The organism is Bacillus sp. AL-1R (assembly GCF_052180195.1).
GTDB lineage: Bacteria > Bacillota > Bacilli > Bacillales > Bacillaceae_G > Gottfriedia.
This window is the reverse complement of sequence record NZ_CP197469.1, coordinates 3,116,645-3,140,473: the sequence shown is the minus strand read 5'-3', so window position 1 is coordinate 3,140,473 and position 23,829 is coordinate 3,116,645. Positions and strand designations below refer to the sequence as shown.

13 protein-coding genes are annotated in these 23,829 nt (G+C 31.4%); 10 read left to right on the top strand and 3 right to left on the bottom strand.

Annotated features, from left to right (window positions below; all coding sequences use genetic code 11):
• Positions 1-7 precede the first annotated feature (7 nt).
• The 4 genes from ACSBO6_RS15070 to ACSBO6_RS15055 all read left to right on the top strand — a co-directional run bounded on the left by ACSBO6_RS15070 (position 8) and on the right by ACSBO6_RS15055 (position 7,414).
• A complete protein-coding gene (locus ACSBO6_RS15070) occupies positions 8-1,645 on the top strand; it encodes a M20/M25/M40 family metallo-hydrolase (protein ID WP_098846591.1) in 1,638 nt (545 codons plus the stop codon).
• Between the two features lie 203 nt (positions 1,646-1,848).
• On the top strand, positions 1,849-3,786 hold the full coding sequence (mngA, locus tag ACSBO6_RS15065; protein ID WP_498843613.1) for a PTS 2-O-a-mannosyl-D-glycerate transporter subunit IIABC: 1,938 nt from the start codon (positions 1,849-1,851) through the stop codon (positions 3,784-3,786).
• 16 nt (positions 3,787-3,802) lie between these two features.
• Positions 3,803-6,403, top strand: coding sequence for a mannosylglycerate hydrolase (gene mngB / locus ACSBO6_RS15060; RefSeq protein WP_498843612.1), 2,601 nt, complete (start codon positions 3,803-3,805; stop codon positions 6,401-6,403).
• A 273-nt stretch (positions 6,404-6,676) separates the two neighbouring features.
• Positions 6,677-7,414 carry a MurR/RpiR family transcriptional regulator gene (locus ACSBO6_RS15055; RefSeq protein ID WP_498843611.1) on the top strand — a complete coding sequence of 246 codons (738 nt, stop codon included), beginning with the start codon at positions 6,677-6,679 and terminating at the stop codon, positions 7,412-7,414.
• On the opposite strand, the gene ACSBO6_RS15050 is transcribed toward ACSBO6_RS15055, so the two are convergent.
• The 3 genes from ACSBO6_RS15050 to ACSBO6_RS15040 all read right to left on the bottom strand — a co-directional run bounded on the left by ACSBO6_RS15050 (position 7,383) and on the right by ACSBO6_RS15040 (position 11,663).
• Positions 7,383-8,531, bottom strand: coding sequence for a glycerate kinase family protein (locus tag ACSBO6_RS15050; protein ID WP_498843610.1), 1,149 nt, complete (start codon positions 8,529-8,531; stop codon positions 7,383-7,385). The genes ACSBO6_RS15055 and ACSBO6_RS15050 overlap by 32 nt on opposite strands.
• Before the next feature lie 63 nt (positions 8,532-8,594).
• Positions 8,595-9,950, bottom strand: coding sequence for a 6-phospho-alpha-glucosidase (locus tag ACSBO6_RS15045; protein WP_498843609.1), 1,356 nt, complete (start codon positions 9,948-9,950; stop codon positions 8,595-8,597).
• Positions 9,951-10,070: 120 nt separating this feature from the next.
• Complete coding sequence (locus tag ACSBO6_RS15040) at positions 10,071-11,663, bottom strand: PTS transporter subunit EIIC (protein WP_498843608.1); 1,593 nt, start codon at positions 11,661-11,663, stop codon at positions 10,071-10,073.
• Between the two features lie 1,338 nt (positions 11,664-13,001).
• Here ACSBO6_RS15040 and ACSBO6_RS15035 point away from each other — a divergent pair.
• The 6 genes from ACSBO6_RS15035 (at position 13,002) to dptF (ending at position 23,828) form a co-directional block, all read left to right on the top strand.
• On the top strand, positions 13,002-13,220 hold the full coding sequence (locus ACSBO6_RS15035) for a glycosyl hydrolase family 65 domain-containing protein (RefSeq protein ID WP_498843607.1): 219 nt from the start codon (positions 13,002-13,004) through the stop codon (positions 13,218-13,220).
• Between the two features lie 361 nt (positions 13,221-13,581).
• The gene (locus ACSBO6_RS15030; protein ID WP_498843606.1) at positions 13,582-13,791 is read left to right on the top strand and encodes a glycosyl hydrolase-related protein; all 210 of its coding nucleotides are present in this window, start codon (positions 13,582-13,584) and stop codon (positions 13,789-13,791) included.
• Between the two features lie 294 nt (positions 13,792-14,085).
• Positions 14,086-15,318 (top strand): DNA sulfur modification protein DndB, encoded by a 1,233-nt coding sequence (locus ACSBO6_RS15025; RefSeq protein ID WP_498843605.1) that lies wholly within the window; start codon positions 14,086-14,088, stop codon positions 15,316-15,318.
• Positions 15,299-16,624, top strand: coding sequence for a hypothetical protein (locus tag ACSBO6_RS15020; protein WP_498843604.1), 1,326 nt, complete (start codon positions 15,299-15,301; stop codon positions 16,622-16,624). The genes ACSBO6_RS15025 and ACSBO6_RS15020 overlap by 20 nt, the downstream gene beginning before the upstream one ends.
• 523 nt (positions 16,625-17,147) lie before the next feature.
• Positions 17,148-20,900 carry a PDDEXK-like endonuclease domain-containing protein gene (locus ACSBO6_RS15015; protein ID WP_498843603.1) on the top strand — a complete coding sequence of 1,251 codons (3,753 nt, stop codon included), beginning with the start codon at positions 17,148-17,150 and terminating at the stop codon, positions 20,898-20,900.
• Between the two features lie 615 nt (positions 20,901-21,515).
• Positions 21,516-23,828, top strand: coding sequence for a DNA phosphorothioation-dependent restriction protein DptF (gene dptF, locus ACSBO6_RS15010; protein ID WP_498843602.1), 2,313 nt, complete (start codon positions 21,516-21,518; stop codon positions 23,826-23,828).
• Position 23,829: the final 1 nt, after the last annotated feature.

Here is a 23,829-nt window from a genome sequence, read left to right as displayed (position 1 = left end):
TTTGTTAATGAAAACGATAGAGAACAATTGGCAGACAAAAAATCAATTAATCGACTTACTTTGTGAACTTGTCGAGATCCCAAGTGTGACACATTCTAGTGGTGAAATTGAAATTGCGGAATATGTTGAAAAAAAACTCCGTCAACTTCCTTATTTTCAAGATCATCAAGAGTATTTAAAACTCCATACAACAGAAGATGATCGTAAATTCGTAACAGCTCTTGTAAAAAAAGGGACGAATGAAAAAAAGACAATCGTCCTTGTTAGTCATTTTGATGTAGTCGATGTAGAAGATTATGGTAGTTGGAAAGAATTTGCTTTTAACCCTAAAAAATTAACAGAATTATTTTATAATAATAAAGAAAAAATGTCTGAAGAAGTTCAAAAGGATTTGCAAAATGGTGAATGGCTGTTTGGTAGAGGAACAATGGATATGAAATGTGGTCTAACCTTACATATGTCATTAATTGAAGAAGCATGTTCTGGAGCATTTGATGGCAATTTACTTCTAGTAACCGTTTGTGATGAAGAAGTGAACTCTGTTGGAATGCGAAATGCTGCACCAATACTTCTAGAAATGGCAGAAAAACACGATCTTGAATACAGAGCATGTTTAAATTCGGAGCCTATGTTTGCTAGATATCCAGGAGATGAAAATTCATATATTTATTCTGGCTCAATCGGCAAGGTTTTAGCAGGTTTCCTATGCTACGGGAAGGAAACCCATGTTGGTGAACCTTTTTCTGGATTAAATGGGAATTATATGGCCTCTCAACTAACATGTGAATTAGAATTAAACACAGACTATTGTGAAGTCATTGAAGGTGAGGTCACACCTCCTCCTACAAATCTCATTCAAAAAGACTTGAAAAAAGAATATAATGTACAAATCCCACATCGCGCAGTCACGTTGTTTAACCTATTTATAATGGAACAATCAATGGATGCGATTACGAAAAAGCTACAAACGAGTGCTCAAAAAGTTGCACGAAAAATTGAGCAAGGCTATGAAACAAGAGCAACTCATTTTTCTACATTAGAAAATTCTACAGCAAAGAAAGTTAATGTAAATGTATTCAATTTTGACGAATTACTAAATTATGCAATCAAAACCTATGGTAAAGAAAAAGTGGATCAAATCCAGCAACATATTGTGAGTAATAGAGGGAAAAAAGATGATCGAGACGTATCGATTCAATTAGTTGATGAGCTTAGCATTCTTTGTAAAGAGCTATCTCCAATGATTGTTCTTTTCTTTGCACCACCATATTACCCAGCTGTATGTTCTCGAAATCATCCTCGTATTCGAACAGTAGTTGATCAGGTTATTGAATATGCAAAAGATGAGTATAATCTAGTTCTTAAAAAACAAAATTATTTTGCCGGTTTATCAGACTTAAGTTATGTAGGACTAGAAAAACCAGCTTCAGAACTAGGAAGCCTTATTTCAAATATGCCACTTTGGGAAAAAGGATATAGTGTTCCTTTAGATGATTTAGAGAAGTTGAATATTCCTGTGCTTAACTTAGGTCCTGTAGGTAAAGATGCACATAAATGGACGGAACGGTTAGATGTAAATAATGCATTCGATGAGTTAAGAGAGATGCTTACTTTTACAATTAATCAATTGTTAAGAAAGGACTAAATTTATGCTAAAAATGCCGTGATCAATTCATGGCATTTTCCTTTACGACTACATTTTTTAACTACGTAGATGTGTATAAATACACACATAATATATAAAAATATGAAAATACTGTGTAAAAATAAGAAGTTTCCGGCTTCTTATTTTTTTTTTGCTATGATGAAGTCAAAGTAGTCCACTAAAAAATGAAAGGGGTTACAAAGATGCAGTTAAAAAAGTTAACATCAGAAGCTTTAATCAGTACAAAAAAGTCATTTTCATCGAAAGAAGAGATCATAAGTTATTTAGTTAAAGAGTTAGCGGCAGAAGGAAAAATTCATTCTGAAGAAGAGTTTTTTCATGCAGTGATGGAAAGGGAAGCTTTATCTCCAACTGGTTTTGAAGGTGGTCTAGCCATTCCACATGGTAAATCCTCATCTGTAAAAGAATCTTCGTTCGCGGTTGTTACACTTGAGAAACCAATGAGTAATTGGGAAAGTATTGATCCAAATAATCAAGTTGAATTAGTCATTTTATTTGCTATTCCAAAAGAAGAGGAAGGCACTACACATCTTACTTTATTAGCAGAATTAGTTACGAGATTATCAGACGAAGAATATAAACATAATCTACTACATGCAAGAACAACTAAAGAACTATTTAATCTTCTTGATGCACCATTACAACCTACTAATCTGAAAGTCTCTCCAAAAGGCGATAAAACAATATTAGCTATTACAGCTTGCCCAGCTGGCATTGCACATACTTATATGGCAGCGGAAGCACTTGTGAAAGCGGGGAATGATTTAGGCATAAATGTATTTGTTGAAAAACAAGGTGCCAATGGAGTTGAAGACCGACATACGTTTGATTTGATCAGAAAGGCAGATGCGATTGTATTTGCGGTGGATGTTGCGGTAAAAGATGAAGAGCGATTCAAACATCTTCCAAAAGTTAAAACATCTGTAGCTGCACCAATTCGAAATGCAAAAGGAATTTTAGAACAAGCACTCCAAAAAGTGGGAAGTGTACCTAAATTAGAAATGGGCGAAAGAGAAGAACAACATCATGAAGTAGAAAACAAATCATTTAAAACAGAAATCAAGGATTCTCTTTTAACAGGAATCTCTCATATTATTCCTGTCATTGTAGCGGGTGGTATGACTTTAGCAGCGGCAGTCTTTATTGCACAAGCATTTGGTCTTCAAGATGTATATGCCGAAGAAGGATCATGGTTATGGCTATTACGCCAATTAGGTGGTTCTTTATTAGGACAAATCATGATTCCGATTTTATCAGGGTACATGGCGTACTCAATTGCAGATAAACCAGCATTAGGGCCAGGTTTTGCAGCAGGGGTCGCAGCGAATTTAATCGGCAGTGGATTTTTAGGAGGTATGCTAGGAGGATTACTAGCAGGTTATTTCTTAAAGTATTTAAAAGTAAAGGTCAAGCCAAAAGGGACTTTCGCAGGATTTGTTAGTTTCTGGTTTTATCCTGTAGTCGGAACACTAGTGGTTGGTTCAATTATGCTATTTGTTATTGGTAAGCCTTTAGCTTTCTTAAACGAAGGACTAATTGAATGGCTAAATGGCATGAGTGGGACAAACGCGATAATACTGGGAGCAATTTTAGGAGCGATGGTTTCATTTGACCTTGGTGGGCCTGTAAACAAAGCTGCATACACTTTCTGTATTGGCGCAATGGCGAGCGGAAATATTGTACCTTACGCAGCATTTGCATCGGTCAAAATGGTCTCTGCATTCTCCGTCACTGGAGCAACAATCATAGGAAAACATCTATTTTCCGAACAAGAAAAAGAAGTTGGTAAACAAACATGGTTACTTGGCTTAGCCGGAATAACAGAAGGTGCGATACCATTTATGATTAATGATCCACTTCGAGTGATTCCTTCATTAATCGCTGGTTCAGCAGTAACAGGAGCGATTGTTGCTTATTTTAATATTGGATTAAATGTTCCAGGTGCTGGGATTTTCTCATTAGCATTACTTCAAGGAAAACCAGCTCTATTAGCTGCAAGTATATGGATTGGTGCAGCATTAGTGGGTGCAGTTATCTCTACAATTTTATTAATTATGACAAGAAAACAGAAAATCATTAAAGAAATAAAAGTAAAGGCATCACAACAAAGTGTTGCGTAAGGGGTGAAAAACCAAAATGAAAAAAGTTCATATCGTCCCACATATGCATTGGGACAGAGAATGGTATTTTACAACGGAAGAATCTAGAATTCTATTAGTGAATAATATGGAAGAAATTATGAAAATGTTAGAAACAAACCATGACTATCCATACTATGTACTAGATGGTCAAACTGCGATTTTAGAAGATTACTTCGCAGTAAAACCAGAAAATAAAGAGCGAGTAAAAAAGCTAGTTCAAGAAGGTTCATTAATCATTGGACCATGGTATACCCAAACAGATGAAATGATCGTCGGAGGTGAATCAATCGTTCGTAATTTATTATACGGGATGAAGGACTGCGAAGAATTTGGAGTACCGATGAAAATCGGTTATCTCCCAGACTCATTCGGACAATCAGCTCAAATGCCAATGATTTTAAACGGATTTGATATTAAGTACTCAATCTTCTGGAGAGGGACATCTGAACGTCATGGTACAGACAAAACAGAATTTTATTGGGAAACAGACGATGGTTCAAAGGTATTAGTTCAATTATTTCCTTTAGGGTATGCCATCGGAAAGTATTTACCTGAAAATGAGGAAGCACTGCAAAAAAGAATAGATAAGTATTTTACTGTACTTGATCGAGGTGCAACAACTGATCATATTATCTTACCAAACGGACATGATCAAATGCCTATTCAAAAAAATATATTTACCATCATCGAAAAGCTAGAAAAACTATATCTAGAACGTGAATTTTTCTTAAGTAAATATGAAAAAATTTTTGAGAATCTAGAAGCACAAAAAGACCTTGAAATATTGAAAGGTGAATTTTTAGATGGAAAGTACATGCGTGTTCATCGTAGTATTTACTCGACTAGAATGGATATTAAAGCAGCGAATACGAGAATTGAAAATAAAATCACCAATATTTTAGAACCACTTGCATCAATCGCCTATCGATTGGGTTTTGAGTATCATCACGGCTTGATTGAATTAATATGGAAAGAAATGATGAAAAATCATGCGCATGATAGTATTGGCTGTTGCTGTTCGGATAAAGTACACAGAGAAATTCTTAGCCGGTTTTATTTGGCAGAAGAAAAAGTGGATCAACTAATCAATTTTTATAAACGAAAAATTGTTGATTCAATGGATACTTCTAACGAGCATGATCGACTCACACTTTTTAACTTACTTCCTTATGAGCGAACTGAAGTTGTGACGACAAGCGTTCTGACAAAGTTAAAATCTTTTAAACTTGTTGATCATGAATCGAATGAAATAGATTTTGAGATTATCGAAAGCAAAGTCACTGATCCGGGCTTAATCGATCGACAAATTGTTCATTATGGAAACTATGATCCTTTTATTGACTATACAATCCAGTTAAAAGATACGATTCCATCGATGGGTTATAAGACGTATTTTATACAAGAAAGTGATGAAATTATTAAAAAGATTACTTATTCTACAAGCAAAGTTGAAACAGATTATTACGAGATTACTGTTAATTCAAATGGAACTTTGAATATTTTTGATAAGCAATTTAAAAAAAGCTTTAATAATGTTCTCCGTTTGGAAAATGGTGGGGATGATGGTGATGAATATGACTACTCTCCACTTTTAAATGAAGAGTTAATTTATAGTGATTCTGTTCAAGCCGAAACTAAAATTCAGCAAAACCGGTTCGGGGTATCGATTGATATTAAATATACGTTAGCTGTTCCTTCAAACATAGAAAAACGGAAAGAACAAATTGTTGATAGTACTGTTGATGTTCATATTGTAGTGAATGTTCCAAATCATAAACCGAGACTTGATATAACATTTGAATTGAATAATCAAGCGAAGGATCATCGATTAAGAGTGTTAATTCCAACGGGTCTTGCTTCAGCTTTTTCAGTATCGGATAACCAATTTGGTTCAATAAAACGAGACGTTGTTGATTCAGCAATTCATGATTGGGAGGAAGAAAATTGGGATGAACGCCCAGATTCGATTTATCCTATGTTGAGTTATGTTGGTTTATCGAATGATCAGTATGGAGTTAGTGTTTTAACGAATAGTACAAGAGAGTACGAGATTGTTGGTGAAAAATATGATACGATCGCGATTACTTTGTTTAGGAGTGTTGGTTTTCTTGGGAAAGAGGAGTTGATTCGTAGACCAGGGCGACCGTCTGGGATTAAGTTGGCTACTCCGGATTCGCAGATGATTGGGAATTTGTCGCTGGAGTTTGCGATTGCGACATATAATAAGGAAGAGAATGTTGCGAGGATTGCTAAGGAGTATTTAACGCCGATTGTTAGTTATAATAAGATTCCTTTTGATGCTATGAAGTTGAATGAGTCTGGTGTGAGGACACCTTTAGAGTTTAGCTTTTTTAAAGAGCGTTCCGGAAATGTTGTTTTAAGTACGTTGAAGAAGGCTGAGAAAGAAGATAAATTTGTTGTACGTTTTTATAATTCAGCGGAAAATGAGGAGTATGCTTTTTTGGAATTTAATGATGAAATTGGGCAGGTATACATTGTTAATTTAAATGAAAAAGAGCATGAAGAAGTTTCTGTAAATGATCAGCAAGTAGGAATAAATGTGAGAGTAAATCAGGTCAAATCGATTTTGTTTTAAAACAAATGAAATTCATTTTACTAAGGCATTCAAACTTTGACCCGACACAAGTTTTATTACATTTAATTAAATCAGAAATTATTTTTACACCGTTTGTAGATATATAAACGGTGTTTTGTATGTTTACTGCTACTTTGAATTAAAAATAACAGTAGTAATTCAGATTTACTACTGTTTTTAAGTATTTTTTATTACAATATAGTTAGATAGGAAAATAGAATTAAAATCCGTGGTGGAGCAAAAGGGAAAATAAGTAGAAAGTAAGGAGAAGACATGAATTTTTTTGATTTGATAAAACAAAACCGTTCAACACTTAATTCAAATGAAGAAGAATTGCTTAGTTATTTATTTGAACATAAAGCGGATTTAAAACAAATGACAGTACGGCAAATTGCTGAAGCTAATTTTACCGCACCTAATTCTATTATTCGTTTATGCAAAAAACTTGGATTTTCTGGTTTTTTGGAATTTAGAGAGTCTTTGTATTTAACATCATCGCAGCAAAAAGCGCTGATGGAGATGACAGCTTTAGATGAGCAAATTATTAAAACTAAGCAATTGATTAATCAAGATGTATTGAATACAGTACTTGAAAAGATTCATAGTGCTAACCAAATTTTATTTTTTTCTGTAGGGTTATCACGTATAGCTGCAGAAGACTTACATCAAAGACTTCGAATTGTTGGTAAAAATACACATACATTTATTGATCCACATGTGATGAAACACAATGCTAAAATGCTAACATCAGATGATTTGGTATTTGCAATTAGTGTTAGTGGTTCAACAGATACAGCGTTACATGCTACAACAATTGCCAAAGCAGCAGGGGCAACGACAGTTAGTATCACAGGTTTCTCAAGTAATCCACTATCCAAATTAACAGATTATCAATTTTATGGTATGACATCTGAATTATATATTGATGGGGTAGATGTATCTGAGAGACTTAGTTTTACGTATTTAACCAATTATATTTTTACTGAGTATGTGCAGAAGTATCTCTTGTAGACAAGTTATCAATTAGATTAAAAGTACGTTTAACTGCAAGGTGTAACAAAGAAGAAGCGTTGCTCATAGCATCCTCAAGTGTCATAACACTAGATACAATTGGTATGGTTGCAATAATACCATAGTCGGTTAATTCAGTTAAACCATCCTCAATACTCCCAGCAAACACAATGGTTGGAACGTTGTGTTTTTTTGCGATTAAGCTAACGCCAATTGGTAATTTTCCTGCAAGAGATTGTGAATCGAATCGTCCTTCACCAGTTATTAGTAGATCGGCTTTTTCAATTGATGCTTCTAAATCGCATTCTTTCATAAGTAGTTCAATTCCACTTTGATAAGTAGCTCCTAAAAATGAATAAAGCATAAAACCAATGCCGCCAGCGGCACCTGCCCCAGGATGATCGATATAGTTTGTTTCTAATGATTGATTGATGGTATCGGCAAAACGTTTAATCATCTCATCATAGTCATTCATTTGAGAGGTAAGAAGCCCTTTTTGAGCACCAAATATGAAAGTAGCACCATTTTTTCCGATTAATGGATTCGTTACATCAGATGCGATGATAAATTCAACGTTAGCCAAGCGTGAATCAAGTTTACTAGTATCTATTTCTGTAACTTGATCAATAGAATGTGGAAACGTTGGAACTGTATGACCGTATTTATTTAAAAATTTGACACCGAGGGCTTCCATTATTCCTTTTCCACAATCAATTGTAGCACTTCCCCCAAGCCCAATAATGAATTTCTTGGCTCCACGATTTAAGGCACTTACTATTTGTGCACCTGTACCAAATGAAGAGTAACAATATGGGTTAAGGTCATTGGATTCAATTAAAGTAATTCCTGAGGCTTGCGCCACTTCAATAATGGCTGTTTGATCTGAATCGATCCATCCATAGGAAGCTTGTATAGGTTGACCTTTAGGACCAGGAACAGTTTCTGTGATTATTTCACCTTTTAATGCTTGAACAAAAGCAGTGACGGTTCCTTCACCTCCATCTGCTACAGGAATGCCAATGATGTTATGTTGTGGAAGTGCATTTTTTATAACTTCAGTTGCTTCAAGACTTGTAATTGACCCTTTAAAAGAATCGATTGCAACAATAATATTCATATACATCTACTCCTTAAACAAAATTAAGGAACTATCATTTAATAGCCCCTTAATTTATTGAATTTAAACTAATACTGTTTGTTTTTTCATTTCTGTTTTTTTTAATTCTGGCCAATAATCTTTGTTCGCTTCAATAAGAGCATCAAGAATTTTACGAGCTTTTTTAGCGTCAACAACTGTTCTATTTAACGTTAAAGCTTGAAGTGCTTTTGTATAAGAACCTTCAAGGTACGCTTCAACTGTTAATTTTTCAAAAGCATGTTGTCCTTCGATTAAACCTTTATAGAAAGTATCAATATGGCCAACAGAATATGGTGCTGGACCATTAATTCCAAGCGAAGCAGCAACTTCAATCATTACATCATCTGGTAAGTTTGCAACAATCCCATTGTTTGGAACAATCACGATATATGTTTGTCGCAAGTTGTTTGAAATTGAGGAAGCAACTTCAACAATCATATCTCCATGAGCATCGTTATGAACAACATGTGAATCTTTTGCTGTTCCTTTTTCGATGATACTGCGGCATTCAGCAAAGACGTTCTTTTCGCGTCCAACCATAACCTCATTAGCACGAGTAAAGTTCGGATCTAATTTAGAAGCTTTATATTCTGGATATAAATAGTACTGTAAATAAGTGTTTGGTAAATATTCTGGGAAATCAATCAGCATATTTTCTACCATTGCATAAGTATCTAACCAAGACTGGTCGCGTTGTTCAGCATCAACAGGACGGAAGCCGCCATTTAAAATCGTTTCTTTGATTTTAGGTGCAAGATCATGACCATTCTCATCAAAAATATGAGTAAACCAGCCAAAGTGGTTAAGTCCAAAGTAAGTTGGCTCAAATTTATTATAGTCATGGTTAATTAAACGGCCGTAAGAACGTAATAAGTTAACTGGTTGATCACAGATGTTTAGAATTCTCTTATCATTCGGGAAAACCTTGTCCAGTGCTAGTGCTACAATAGCCGCTGGGTTCGTGTAGTTTAAAATCCACGCATCAGGGCTATATTTACGCACATCTTGTACCATTTCAATCATATCGCGAATTGAACGCATACCATAAGCAAAACCACCAGGTCCGCATGTTTCTTGACCAACAACACCAAAGCTAAGAGGAATTTTCTCGTCCTTCTCACGCATTGCATAACCACCTGTACGCATTTGACAGAAAACAAAATCAACATCTTTATAAGCAACTTCTTTATCAGTTGTATAAATAAAGTTTACTTCAGGTGCTTCTTCACTGAATAAGATTTCTCCAAATTGTCCAATTACTTCCTGACGTTCTGCATTAACATCGTAAAGAACGACTTGATTAAGCGCAAATTGATCTAAATGAGTTGTTAGAGCTTTTAAAATTCCCGGTGTCCAAGTAGAGCCTCCGCCAACTAATACGATATTATTTTTTTTCATAAAGAACCGACTCCTTTGGATTTTCTATTATTTATTATTTTTTTTGTATGAAACGTTTACATTTTTCTATATGCATTACATTGCTAAGTAGCAGGATATAAGTTGATTTTGATAAACGTCTTACGCCACTATTGAACAGCTTCTTTTTACTTCCAATGCAATCCTTTCAACTTTAGGGCCATAAATAACCTGTAGGTTTGTATCGTTAATTCTTACGATGCCAGCTGCGCCAGTTGCTTTAATGGCCGCTTCATCAATTCGATCAACTGAGTAAAGAACAAGACGTAAACGAGTAAAGCAATTTTCAACTTCTTTAATGTTTTCTTTACCGCCAAGTGCAGAAACAATTGCATCACCGATTGTTGTTTCATCGTTAATGACAATATCACTACCCTCTACTTCATTCTCATCTTCACGACCAGGTGTTTTCACGTTAAAGCGGTTGATCACCCATTTAAATACGAAGTAATACACAAATGAATAGCAAGTACCGATCATAACAGTAATCCACCAATTCGTTTTCAATCCTTGAAGTATACCGAAAACTGTAAGGTCAATTACGCCACCTTGTACATTCCCAATTCCGATGTTGAAGAGATCTGCAAGCATAAATGATAAGCCGGCCATGAAAGCATGGAATACAAATAAGATTGGTGATACAAATAAGAATGCGAATTCGATTGGCTCAGTGATACCTGTTGTGAAACTTGCTAATGCTGCGGCAGATAATAATGCTGCAACACGTTTTTTATGTTGTGGTTTAGCTGCTCTGTACATAGCTAAACATGCAGCTGGTAAACCAAATGTCATGAACGGAATCTTACCTTGAGCTAGAAAACGAGTTGCTTCTTTCATCGTTTCAATATCAGGTGTTGCTTGTGCTAAAACAGCATTAAAGATATTAAGGGCACCAGATACCTGTTGTCCATCCACCATAGCAACTCCGCCTACTGGTGTGAAACGAGTAAGCTGGTTTAAAATGTGATGTAATCCAGTCGGAACCAATAAGCGTTCTAAAAATCCGAAAAGAAATGGACCGAAAGCACCAGCACCAGTGATAAATTCACCGATTCCAACGATCCCTTTATTTAAGAAGGGCCAAGCAAAGAACATTGCAAGAGCTAAGAAAGGAACTAATACAACTGTGATGATTGGAATAAAGCGACGTCCGCCAAAGAAACTAATTGCTGTAGGTAATTCAATTTGATAGAAACGATTGTGTAACATCGAAACAAATAAACCAACAAGAATACCACCAAAAACACTCATTCGGAAACTGAAGATCCCTAGTACCGTATCATACGTAGCGAAAATTTTAGTTGCTTCAAGAGTAGACATTCCAACTTCTTTTGTTAAATAATCAACATTTGTTGTTGCAGCTGTAATACCGTCTAAACCTAACATATAACTAAGCGTTACATGGAAAAGAAGAAAACCAATAACCGTACTAAATGCAGCGGTTGCCTTTTCGTCTTTAGCCATACCGATCGCAACTGAAATCGCAAATAAAATAGGCAAATTTCCAAATAAAGTACCGATTAATGTACGAATAAACCCTAGCACTTGTTGTACTGTTGTCATTTCAACAAATGATTGCCCAACAATATTTGGATTCTGTAATACAGCAGAGAGACCTAAGAAAATACCAGCGGCTGCAATAACCGAAATAGGCATCATTAGCGACTTTCCTAATTTTTGCAAAAATTCTTTCATTTTATTTTCCTCCTTATGTAGTTTGCAGTTTGAGTATAGATTGAAATGGAAGCGATTCCAATAGATTTCTAGCATTACAATACAGATACACAGAAGCTATATTTGTACTCAAAGTTGTGTTTTTGTACACAATTTTAGGAAATAGATAGCTAAAATACAAGAGACTAAAAGAATGTGAAAATGGTCATTATGCAGAGGATTCACTTTGTCAAAAGGTTAAAATCAGACAAGAAACTGACATAAGGAAATATGTAGCTCCAGGGAGAGGTAGGTAAAAGTGGAAATTACTTTTTAGATTAAGAGTTACTAGAGAAGAAGTGTGGATTGAGAAAGTTACTTCGGTTAATGAGTTTATTAGATTAAGAGTATTTGATGAGAAGTATTTTTTGAGAAGTAGGAATAACTGCACTGAAATAAGGTGCAGTTATTCCTGCCATGTATTAGGGGGAAAGTTCAATAAACTGACATATACTTCTTTGTATTTGAGATCAATATAAATGTTATTTGGATTATTATGGTTTTATGGAATAAATTTCATAAAAAATTAAGGAGAAATAATATGAATTAAAAAAAACTAGGAATTGTAACACTATCTGGAACATTATTTACAGCAGGAATTGCTCCAAATATTCCTCATACGCAAGAAATAATAAAAACATCAATTCAATAAAAAACTTAAATACTACATATGAATCAGTGACTATAAAGGTAAAAACGGAAGAGTGGACTTTTAGTGATGAAATTTATTACAAAGTATTTTTTAGAGATATGTATATTTATAGTACTTTTTACTCTTTATGAAATTGTTAAATACAGTTTAGGGTTTGATAACTGGAAATTCACGATTTTCTTTTTTGTTTATGTTTATATAAGTTATAATTTAGTTTTTAAATTACCTCAACTAATTCGAAAGAAGTTTGGAAAAGAATAAAAAAAGTTCTTTTAAGTGGATAGTACCATAAGGTGGGATATTCATAACCTTTAATAGTATAGCAATACTAATTACAAATCCCAATAAACCAAGACTTAACCACATAGAAGTAGTCGAATGTTTCATTTAAACAGCGCTCCTGAAACTCCACCTTAACTTGTTGAAAGATTTATTTTGTCAGGATGTTAAATTGCTAACTGGAAATATTATGAACCAATGACATTGCATGATTCCTTATCTTCACTTTGTGATTGGCTTGTGATATGAAGGAGCAACAAATGACATATTATCTTTTAAGCGTAAGACAGAAATTGACCTTGAACCTAATATTGGCGACCAGGGGATTCACGTTGCATGGATTAGGTGGAATTTAGCAATGTGTAATATATGGATTTGGAGGAGTTCGAATGCTGAATATGGATTTAAGAATCTCGCCAAGAATTCCAGCAGATTGGGAGAGTTTAGAATTTACGTTTATTTGGCATGGGGATGAGGTGAAGGTAAGAGTTACTAGAGAAGAAGTGTGGATTGAGAAAGTTACTTCGGTTAATGAGTTTATTAGATTGAGAGTATTTGATGAGGAATATGTTTTGAAGAGTAGGGTTTATGTGCGAGTTTATCATTAATAAATATGAATAGTGAAATTAGCAGTGATCTGATATTTATTTTAATAAACAGGAAATGTGAGGTGAATTGTTTTCTTTTTAGCATAATAAGACCAGTACATATACATTGGTGTATGTAATGTTGCAATTCCTGTCCCATCAAAATTAGAAAAAAGTTAGCCGGTAGCATATGATTAGGAAGTTGTCGTTGGAGCTTGTGATTGCGACATATTATAAGAAAGAGAATGTTGCGTGAATTGCTAAGGAGTATTTAACGCCGATTGTTGGTAATAATAATATTGGTTTTGTTGCTATGAAGATTCAAAACTCCTTTTGAGTTTAGTTTTTTAAGGAAAAGTCTTCTATTATGGTTTTGAGTACGTTGAAGAAGGCTGAAAGAGTAGATGGATTTGTATTACGTTTTTATAATTCTTTTGAAAGCGAAGAGAGAGTAGTTATTGAAATAAATGTAGAATTAGATCAAGTAGATGGTGTTAATCTTGAAGAAAAAATGCAAAATGAAGTTATTATTATCAATAAGCATGTAAATGTGAATTTGAGAAAAAATCAGGATACTACGATATTGTTTTAACTAAAAGACACTGGATTTTTTTGTGTCTTTTTATTTATGAATGTAATTTTAATTTATTGATGAATTACAATTTCTAGATAAATATATAAGGAAATAAATAGAAAAATTAATAAATAATGGTAGTGGAATTAAAATATATAATATAATTGTTTATGAGTTTGATATTAATGCAGAAAGAAGGGAGAATATGAAACATGTTCGATTTTTATAATTCTGAAGAGTAGCTTGGTTATTATATGCTTCTGAAAAATACACATTGGATTTTAAACTATAATATAGAAAAGAGCTAATGAAATGAAAATAAATGCAATTAAATATGAATGGCAAGAATACATATGCTACATAGGAATAATTAAATATAAAGATGTACCGAACTTAATTAATGTAAATTCTGATTTATCTATGAACAGGGAAATAAACTCACCGAATGTAAAGACAATAAAAAAATATATTAGTAATGAACTAGAAAGTACGTTTTTTCCTCCTGTAATCCTCAGTTGTACCATACAGTCTGAATATGATGATAATTTTCTGAAAATAATTGATGGACAATTAACTATAATTGATGGTCAGCATCGAATAAAGGCAATTAGCGAGTTATTAAAAGATTCAGCTAGTGAATTAAGAACTAAATTGAATAATATGGTTCTTCCAGTTTTAATTATAGAAGGTTTAGAAAGCTTTAGACATAGAGAGTTATTTAATATGATTAATGATAAAGCTAGGACAGTTGATAGTAATATTTCAGTAAGGTTTTCTTCGTCATTAGAAAATATAATAGGCTTAAAATACATTAGAGAAAAAGGTTTAAAAGATAAGATTGAATGGGAAAGTAAACAATCTAAAGATAAAATTGTATATTTGCATTTAGTGGAATGTATTAAAGAATTAATACTGTCTCTAAAAAAACTTTCTGATGATTTAAATTCCAACGATACTGCTTTATATGAAATAGCAGTATATTATAAAGTTTTTGAAAATTTTCTAAATAGAGTTTTTGATTTTATAGATAGAGAAAGAGAAATAGATAGTCCAGAGTTAAAAATTATCAAAAAGAAAGTCTTTTTAAGGGCAATATCGGGCGAAATATCAGAAAGAATTAAAGAGTATATGAAACAAGAAGGAGAAAAAAAATTAGAGGAGGTTAACATATTAGTAGGTAATACCATGGATAAACTCTTAAACGATTTTATACTGCCGTATTCAGGAGTTACAACTGTTAAAGAACCTACTTATTTTTCATTAAGGAACTTTTTAAGATTTAATTATATTTTAGTTGAAAATAAAGAAAATATTGAAACTGTTTTGCCTTTAATTTCTAAATATATAGAAAGTTACAAAAAGCAGGAAATACTAGAAATTAACGAGGATGAGTTTGAAATAATTTCTAACTTTATAAAAAAAGCAATTGAAAATAGGGATAGACTTAGTAAATTAAATCTAAGAGAAATTAATATAAATAAACAAACAACGCTAGAAGAATATTTGATGGAGGAGTCGGAAGAGAATGAGCTTGCAACTAGATAAGATTTTTTATCATACAAGTTTTGTTGTTATTTGTAAATCTGGATTTGATGAAATTATCATTGAGAGAATAATAGAAAATAACCCTTTAATTAAGGGAAAAGTAGAAAAGAAATTTGATAATATAATATTTGTAACTATTTTTCCAACAACATCAAAGCAAAAAAAGTTTGAGGATGCAAAGATAATGTTTATTTATCAGGTAAAAGAGATTTCAGAATATATTTCGGTTGTTTTTGATTCGCAAACACAAAGTTACATGCAAGAAATCTCACACAGTATCTATAACTTAGAAAGAGAATTTCGTGCCTTAATTGAAATTGTTTTTCTAAAACAAAAAGGAAAAGATTGGTATAAAACTTTTTATCAAGATAATGAAAAGGAAAAAAAACGTAATGAAAATAGACCTGATGTAATAAAGAATTTGTCTAACCCTTTGGATAGTAGAGATTTTGTTGATTTATCTAACTTTGTTCAAAGAAAAATTAATACTTCTAAAAATACAATTTTACAGAAATTAGAAAAAATTGAAAATTTGTTTGAAGAATATAAAGAAGATAATCAAGTTTTTTTAGAGAATATTCAACAAATTACATTCAAATTAGATGAAATTAAAGCTGCCACATATCATAAAAACGAAGGTTTCACATATAATAATTTATACGAACACTTAACTCCAGCTATGTCAAACGAATGGAAAGAATTATATCAAAAAAGAAATCTATGGGCTCATAATTATTGTTTATTTACATTAAAAGAATTAAATAGATTTAGGTATTTATCGAATATTGTACTAAGAAAAGTTAGAACTGAAATTACTTTATTAAGTATTTTAGATGATGTTGATAAACCATTTATTATCAGTGGAGAAATTGTAACATTTAATTTGCATAAAATGAAATCTGAAGGAACAACTATATGTAAATTAAAAATTCGTATAAATATTGGTAATGATGACAATCGATTAATTGAATTTTCTAAGGCTACATATTTAGATATTATTAAAATTTCACAGGTTTTAGCAAAATTTGCAAGGCAGGAAGATGAACATAACTTATTAGAAAATATTTGCTTTAATCCGTTTTTATCAGAGATCTTAAAGCAAACTATTATAAAAATAATAAACTCTGTTGAATTTAAAGATCGCATCTCAAGTGAGTTTGAAGAATTAGAGAAAAGCTTGGAATCACTATATTTTAATATTCTTAATAAAGAAGGTATAAAACCTACTATAAAAAAGATTAATAAAGTTGAATCAAAAATGGATGAAGATCTTAACATTTTACTTCAACAGATTTTCCAAGAATAATTTTAAATATTAAGATGCATTTTTTTATTTTTTGTATTATTGATATAGTAATAACTAAATTATTTATAACTAAAATAATTATGTAACAAAAAGCCTACTCAATATTTTGAGTAGGTTGTTTTTGCATACTAAAATTATCGGTTTAGCCTCTATCGAAAATATCAATCCATCCCTTTAAAAAAAGATTTTTATTTAATTATCTTTTTTTATCAAGTTAAGAACACGGATACTTAGTCCAATTCAATTTAGATTTCTATACCCTAAAAAGTTGTCTAGTTTTATGTTGAATTTCCAAACTTTAATAAATATAAACGAGAATTAATATTTAAGTGTAATAATTTATTATAATTTTTGTTAGAATTAAAAGCATGGGCTCGATAATATATCCTTCTCATGCTTTTAAGTTTGTATTTGTATTTATTTAGAAGGTTAATATAGAAGATATAACAATTTTTTTATAAAAGACATAAGAAATATTGTTGAAAAATAGAATGTAGGAAAAAGCTTTGAAAGGTTGGCACCAATGATACAAAAACTGGACTATTTAAAGGATCGCTTGAGTGATTTAAGTAAACGAAACCGTTCTATTCGCCTTATGAAGTTAGCAGATAAATGGGCTGTTGATTTAACTGAATTAGAATTTGTTTATCAGGATAAGAATCAAAATTCTTCTCTTCTTGATGATATTATAAAGAATAAGAAAAATGAGATTGTATTATTTAAAAGAGATGTAAATGATGAAAAGAAAATGCTTCTATCACATAAATTAACTAGTTTACATCGTAATTTAAAAGGGATTGAAGAAGAAACTGGAATGTATGATTTATATTTAGGTTATCCATTCTTAACTGGGAAAATGTTGGATGGTACTTTTTTTAGAGCACCAGTTTTTTTATACCCGATCAAGTTAGATAAAAGTGGTTTAAATTGGAATTTAGTTAAAGGTGAAGGTGAAAAGTTAATTAATAGGACTCTATTCTTAGCCTTAAAAAAACTAAATGAATTTAATATTGAAGAGAAAATGTTAGATGAAGAGTATTTTTCTAATGTTACTTCAATTCAAGAACTTCATGAATGGTTTAAAGAATTCGATTATCATTTTCCAATTAAAAACACAATGGTTCAAAAATTTCAAAACTATACTTTAAAAGACATTCCAAAATTAAATGATGGAGAAATTGAACTAGAGAGTTTAGCTGTAATCGGTTGTTTTCCTCAAGGGAATTCTGCAGTAATAAAGGACTATGATTTATTAAAATCTATTCTGGAAGAAAATGGTGATTTAGGGTTTATTTCTGAATTATTATTTGAAGAAGAAAATATAATAAATGATTCATTATTCTCACCAATTACAGAAGAAGTAGAAAAAAATATTGATGAACAAGATAAAGTTTTTTTATTACCGACAGATGGTTCCCAAGAAGAAATTCTTCAGTTAGCTAGAAACCAGAAGGGGTTAGTAGTTCATGGTCCTCCTGGGACGGGTAAATCTCAAGTTATTGTTAATTTAATTACAGATGCAATTAATCAGAAGAAAAAGGTATTAGTTGTTTGCCAAAAAAGAGCAGCATTAGATGTAGTAAATCAAAGACTTGATGGATTGGGTTTATCAAAGTTTGCAGCACTAGTACATGATGAGAAGAACGACCGTCAAAAACTTTATTCGAAGATTCAGCAGTTGCTAAATGTTCCTATTCAACTAAATGATTCAAACCATAAAGAGTTTGAATTTGTAAGTTCACAATTAAGAATGAGTGAAGGTCAATTAAATGATATTTCAAATGCATTATTTGAAGTACAGGATTTTGGTTATAGAGCATATGATTTGTATAGTATCTCGAAACCAAAGGATGAAATGAAACGCCTTGTGAATGTTAAACCTTATTTAAATAAATTAAGTAAATATAATTTAGATGATATCCTTGCGGAGGTTTATACTTACGGAGAATATTATGAAAGATTTGGAAATGAAAGTTATCCATGGAAACAAAGAAAGAGTTTTAAGGATTTAGAGTTAAAAGATCAATCTAAAATGACAGATACTCTAAATGATTTAATTGAAAGCGCCAAAATTACTGTTTCTAAATTAGAAGAGTTTGAACAAAATTTTGTTACTCCTGAATATGCAAAATTAGTACAAGAAAAAGTTGAGAAGATATATGAGGATCTTGATGATAGTAAAAAACGCTCTTTTAAGAATATTCGGTTATGGATTTGGACTTCTTTTACCGGAAAAAATATCCTTGAAGAGCTATTAGATGGTAATAAGTTTAAAGGAACAAGTTCAAAAGAATGGATTAAATTAAAGCAATGGTTAAAAACGCTTTATGATCTTTCTAAAGAAACAGAAAAGTTCATGTCGAAGTTAAAAAATTTAATTCCATATGTAGCTGAAGAGTGGATTACAAGAATGGAAAAGCTAGTTAATGAAGGAAAGATACCATTAAATGAGCTTGAAAAAATGCATGAATACATTTTCTCTGATTTTGAAGAGCTAAGAAGAATGGACCGTTTCTATCATGATAAAGAAGATACAGTCGTTTCATTAATTGAACTTGCTATTAAAGAAATACCTTTCGTTGAGAAAAATTTAGCAAAAGAATGGATTGATTCTTTACAAGATTCGATTTATTTACATTGGATTGATGAAATCGAAAGAAAACATCCTATTATTGAAGCGATTAGTACTGAGCAGTTTAATAGAATCCGTGAAAAATTTAAAAATTTAATCGAACAAAAACGGAATATTGGTAGACTTATGCTTGAAAATAAATTATTAAGTTCAATCGAAGAAACAAAACTGAATTTTGGTAAAGCGATTAAAGAACTTAGCCATCAAACATCCAAAAAGAGACAATTATGGCCATTAAGAAAATTAGTAAGAGAGTTTTCAGATAAAGGACTAACAGAACTACTACCAATTTGGTTATTGTCACCTGAGGTTGTGTCATCAATTTTACCTCTAACTGAAGGTTTATTTGATCTAGTAATTTTTGATGAAGCGTCTCAATGTACAGTTGAAAATGGGCTTCCATCGATCTATAGAGGGAAAACAGTAGTTGTTGCTGGAGATGAAATGCAATTACCACCGTCAAATTTATTCCAAGGTAGTATGGAAGTAGATGAAGATGATGAAACAATGGGTGAGATTGAAGAATCAAAGAGCCTACTAAACTTGTCTAAGCGTCATTTTCATGAAAGCATTTTACAATGGCATTATCGATCTAAATCCGAGGAATTGATTAATTTTTCAAATTATGCTTTTTATAATTCTAACATTCAAATTGCCCCAAACGTTGAGCCATTAAAACAACCAGCTGCTATAACTTGGAAGAAAATCGATGGATTATGGATAAATCAATCGAATCTTATAGAGGCACAATTTGTTGTATCAGAGCTTAAAAAACAAATAATTAACCAACCGAATTTATCGGTTGGAATCATTACTTTTAATGCTAAACAGCAAGAAAAAATATTAGATGAGATTGAAAAACTTACTGAAACAGATAAAGAATTTGAAGTGATCTATAATCAAATTCAATCACGTGATTTGGATGAAAGAATATTTGTAAAAAATATTGAAAATGTACAAGGTGATGAGCGAGACGTCATTATTTTTTCAATTGGATACGCTAAAGGAGAAAATGGTAGAGTTTATAACCGTTTTGGTACGTTAAGTCAATCTGGAGGAGAAAATAGGTTAAACGTTGCTGTAAGTCGTGCAAAAGAAAAAATCCTAGTTGTTTCAAGTATTGAGCCAAATGAACTTGATGTATCAAATTCTAAAAATAGAGGTCCAAAATTATTAAAAGCATATCTTGAATATGCTAAAGCTACTTCAGAAAACAATAGAGATCTAATTACTAGTACGCTAAAAGATATTCAAGAAGGAAGTAATACGATGGTTACTCCTCAATCATTACATTTTGATTCAGGATTTGAAGTTCAAGTATATGAAATGTTAGTTGAACTAGGATACGAAGTCCATACCCAAGTAGGTTTATCAGGATATCGTATTGATTTAGCAATTGTTGATCCAACTGATCCTTCTAAATACCTTCTTGGTATTGAATGTGATGGAGCAATGTACCATAGCTCACCAAGTGCTAAAGAAAGAGATGTTTATCGACAAAAATTCCTTGAAGATAGAGGATGGAAAATAGAACGTATTTGGAGCAGGAATTGGTGGAAAAACCGTTCTGGTGAAATTGAACGAATCGAACATGTTATAAAAGATTTAATTAAGAAACAAAAAGTTGTTGAGTTAATACGGTAATTTATTTTCGGGTAACTAGCTAGGGGAATATTTTATTAGCATCTCACGAAATTAATTCTAGTTCACCAGAAGAAAAATTGATAAATAGAATTTTTATTTTTAATGAAGGTACCTAAAATAAAATAAATCTTTTATCTAATGTATTAGAAATTACTGCTAATGATGTTATTACAAAATCTGTAGAGCAATATTTAGAAAAATTAAAGGTAAGCTAAATGAATCTTAATAAATTTGATACATTACAAAACAACCTACTCATTTTTTTGAGTAGGTTGTTTTGTATACTTAATAATGAAGTTAAAAGTAAGATTTATTGTGGAGCTTTAGAAAACCAAGCTGGTAAATTTTAATTTTACGGTCTCCGTTTGGAGATTGTTTAATTTCAACATGTACAGGTAGTAATTCATTCAATTCATCACCAGCAAGTATCCAGAGTGCAAATGGTCTTTTATCAATATTAATAAACCCTTCATTAGTAAAAAGTAATATTGGTTATTTCTAGTTGATAACATTTATTAAACGTCAATTAAAGCTCTGTAAAACTATATGTTATAATAATTAGGATAAAAATGTAAATTCATGTAATTACTATAGATTTTTCAAGGAGAACAGAATATGGAATTTGAAAAATATTTTTTAAGTTTTATTGAACCGTTATCTCCATTGGCTGCACAAAGTGCAAAGAAAATGGAAGAATTAGTTTATGAAGATTCTGCAAGTTCAATAATTAAAGCAAGGTTATTCGCTGAGGAAATGTTAAAGGTAATTTATACAATAGAAGAAATTGAATTACCGTATAAATTTTCTTTGTATGAAATGATCAGTTATTTAAGTTCAAATAAATTTATTGAAGATGATATCCAAAAGAATTTCGAAACAATTCGTATAATTGGAAATAAAGCTGCTCATCAGGCAGGCTATGATGATTTAAGTAATGCTATAAAACTACATAAAGTTATGTACGATGTAGCGGTTTGGTTTTTTGAAAGTTATTCTAACGATCATGATACTCAATTGCCGGCATATGAATACCCTAAGCCTCAAAATAAAGGATTAGGACAAGATGAGTTAACTAGCATGATTGAAAAACACCTTTCAAAACTTCTTCGGAAAGAAGTACCAGCTCATGAAGTTGATGAAGTAAATAATAAGGGTAAAAATATACCTGATATAAATGACGTTAAAGAAGTTAACAAAGATCAAGAAGAAGAACAGGAATTGGCACTTTTAGATGGACAAAGTTATCTTTTAAGAGAATTAAAACGCTTGCAGGGTTCTTCTCAGGAAGCAATTGAAAATGCAAGTTCTTTTAGTAAATTTAAAAAATATTTGCATGTCGAAAGAAAGATTCAGATTGATTTTGAGGAGATCCTTAGTTCAAATAAACATAATAAAACTAGCAATTTAATTCTTCTTTGTGGTAGTGTCGGGGACGGAAAATCACACTTATTAGCCTATTTGAAAAGCAACACCAATTTACTAAATGAATATGAGATTTTCAATGACGCTACAGAAAGTTTTTCACCAAATAAAAATGCATTAGAAACATTAAAAGAAATATTAAGTGATTTTTCTGATCAAAATATCGAAACATCAACAAAAAAAGTTATTTTAGCTATTAATATGGGTGTGCTTCATAATTTTATTTCACAAAATTTTGAAGAGTATACTTATGAACGATTAAAAGAATTTGTAAATAATAGTGATGTTTTTGGTCAGAGTGTAACTACCAAATATAGTGAAAATCAATTTGATTTAATCAGTTTTTCTGATTATCAGTCATTTGAAATTAGTAAGTCTGGTGTGAGATCAAACTTTTTTGAATCTCTTCTAAAAAAAGTATGTGATCCTGTAATGGATAATCCTTTTTATAAATCTTATAAAAAAGATAAAGAGAACAATATATACTCAATTATTCATGAAAATTATGAGTTTCTTTCCAATGAATATGTACAAAAGCAAATTGTTAATTTGATCATCAAAGCAATTATTAAAAATAAGATCGTTGTTTCGGCTCGTTCATTCTTAAATTTTATTTCAGATATTTTGATTCCAGATGAAATAGTAGCTGAAGCAGAAATGACACCGTTTTTAAAATTGGAAAGTACATTGCCTAATCTTTTATTTAATAAAAATGATCGATCCGAGTTGCTTAATTTGATCAGTTCATTAGATCCAATTCATTTAAGATCTGAACATATTGATCAATTAATGATTCAATTAAATACAAGTAATAAATTAGAAAGTGTATTCGATGAATTTATTGAAAATAAAAATGCTAAGCATTGGCTATTACCATTTTTAATGGAAGATGAATTAGTAAAAAGCACTTTTATCCGTTTTTCAGAAAGTTTCTTAAGAATAACATTTTTATTAAATGAAGAATTTTCTAAGAAAAATTTAAATGTTGAATTTAATAATTTTATAAATTGCTTGTATTCTTGTGAAAGAAGAGATATCAAAGAAATAAGATCTATATATAACTTGCTAAAACAAGCGATCTTCAAATGGAAAGGTAGTCTAAAAGGTGATTATATTTTTATTAATAAACCAACAGAAAAATTTAGAATTGCTCAGTCATTAACACTTAAACCAAGCACCAGTCATTTTAAATTACAAAATGATGAAGTTTTGAGTGCATTTAAGACTTATTTTCTACTAGGTTATTCAAACAATGAAGGTAAAGAAGAGTTTTTGGAAGTAGATTATTTCATATTTGAACTTTTAACAAAAATTTCTAATGGATATAGACCAAATAAAAAAGATGAAGAAGAAGGAATTAAATTTATCGAATTTGTAGAAAAGGTTATGCAATTTGGTGAAAAAAGAAATGAAATCCTAGTCTATTTTCCAGAAGATAAAAGATATTATCGATTATCTCGTGATGAATTTGGTGATGAAATCACTTTTGCGTTTAAAAAGGAGTAGA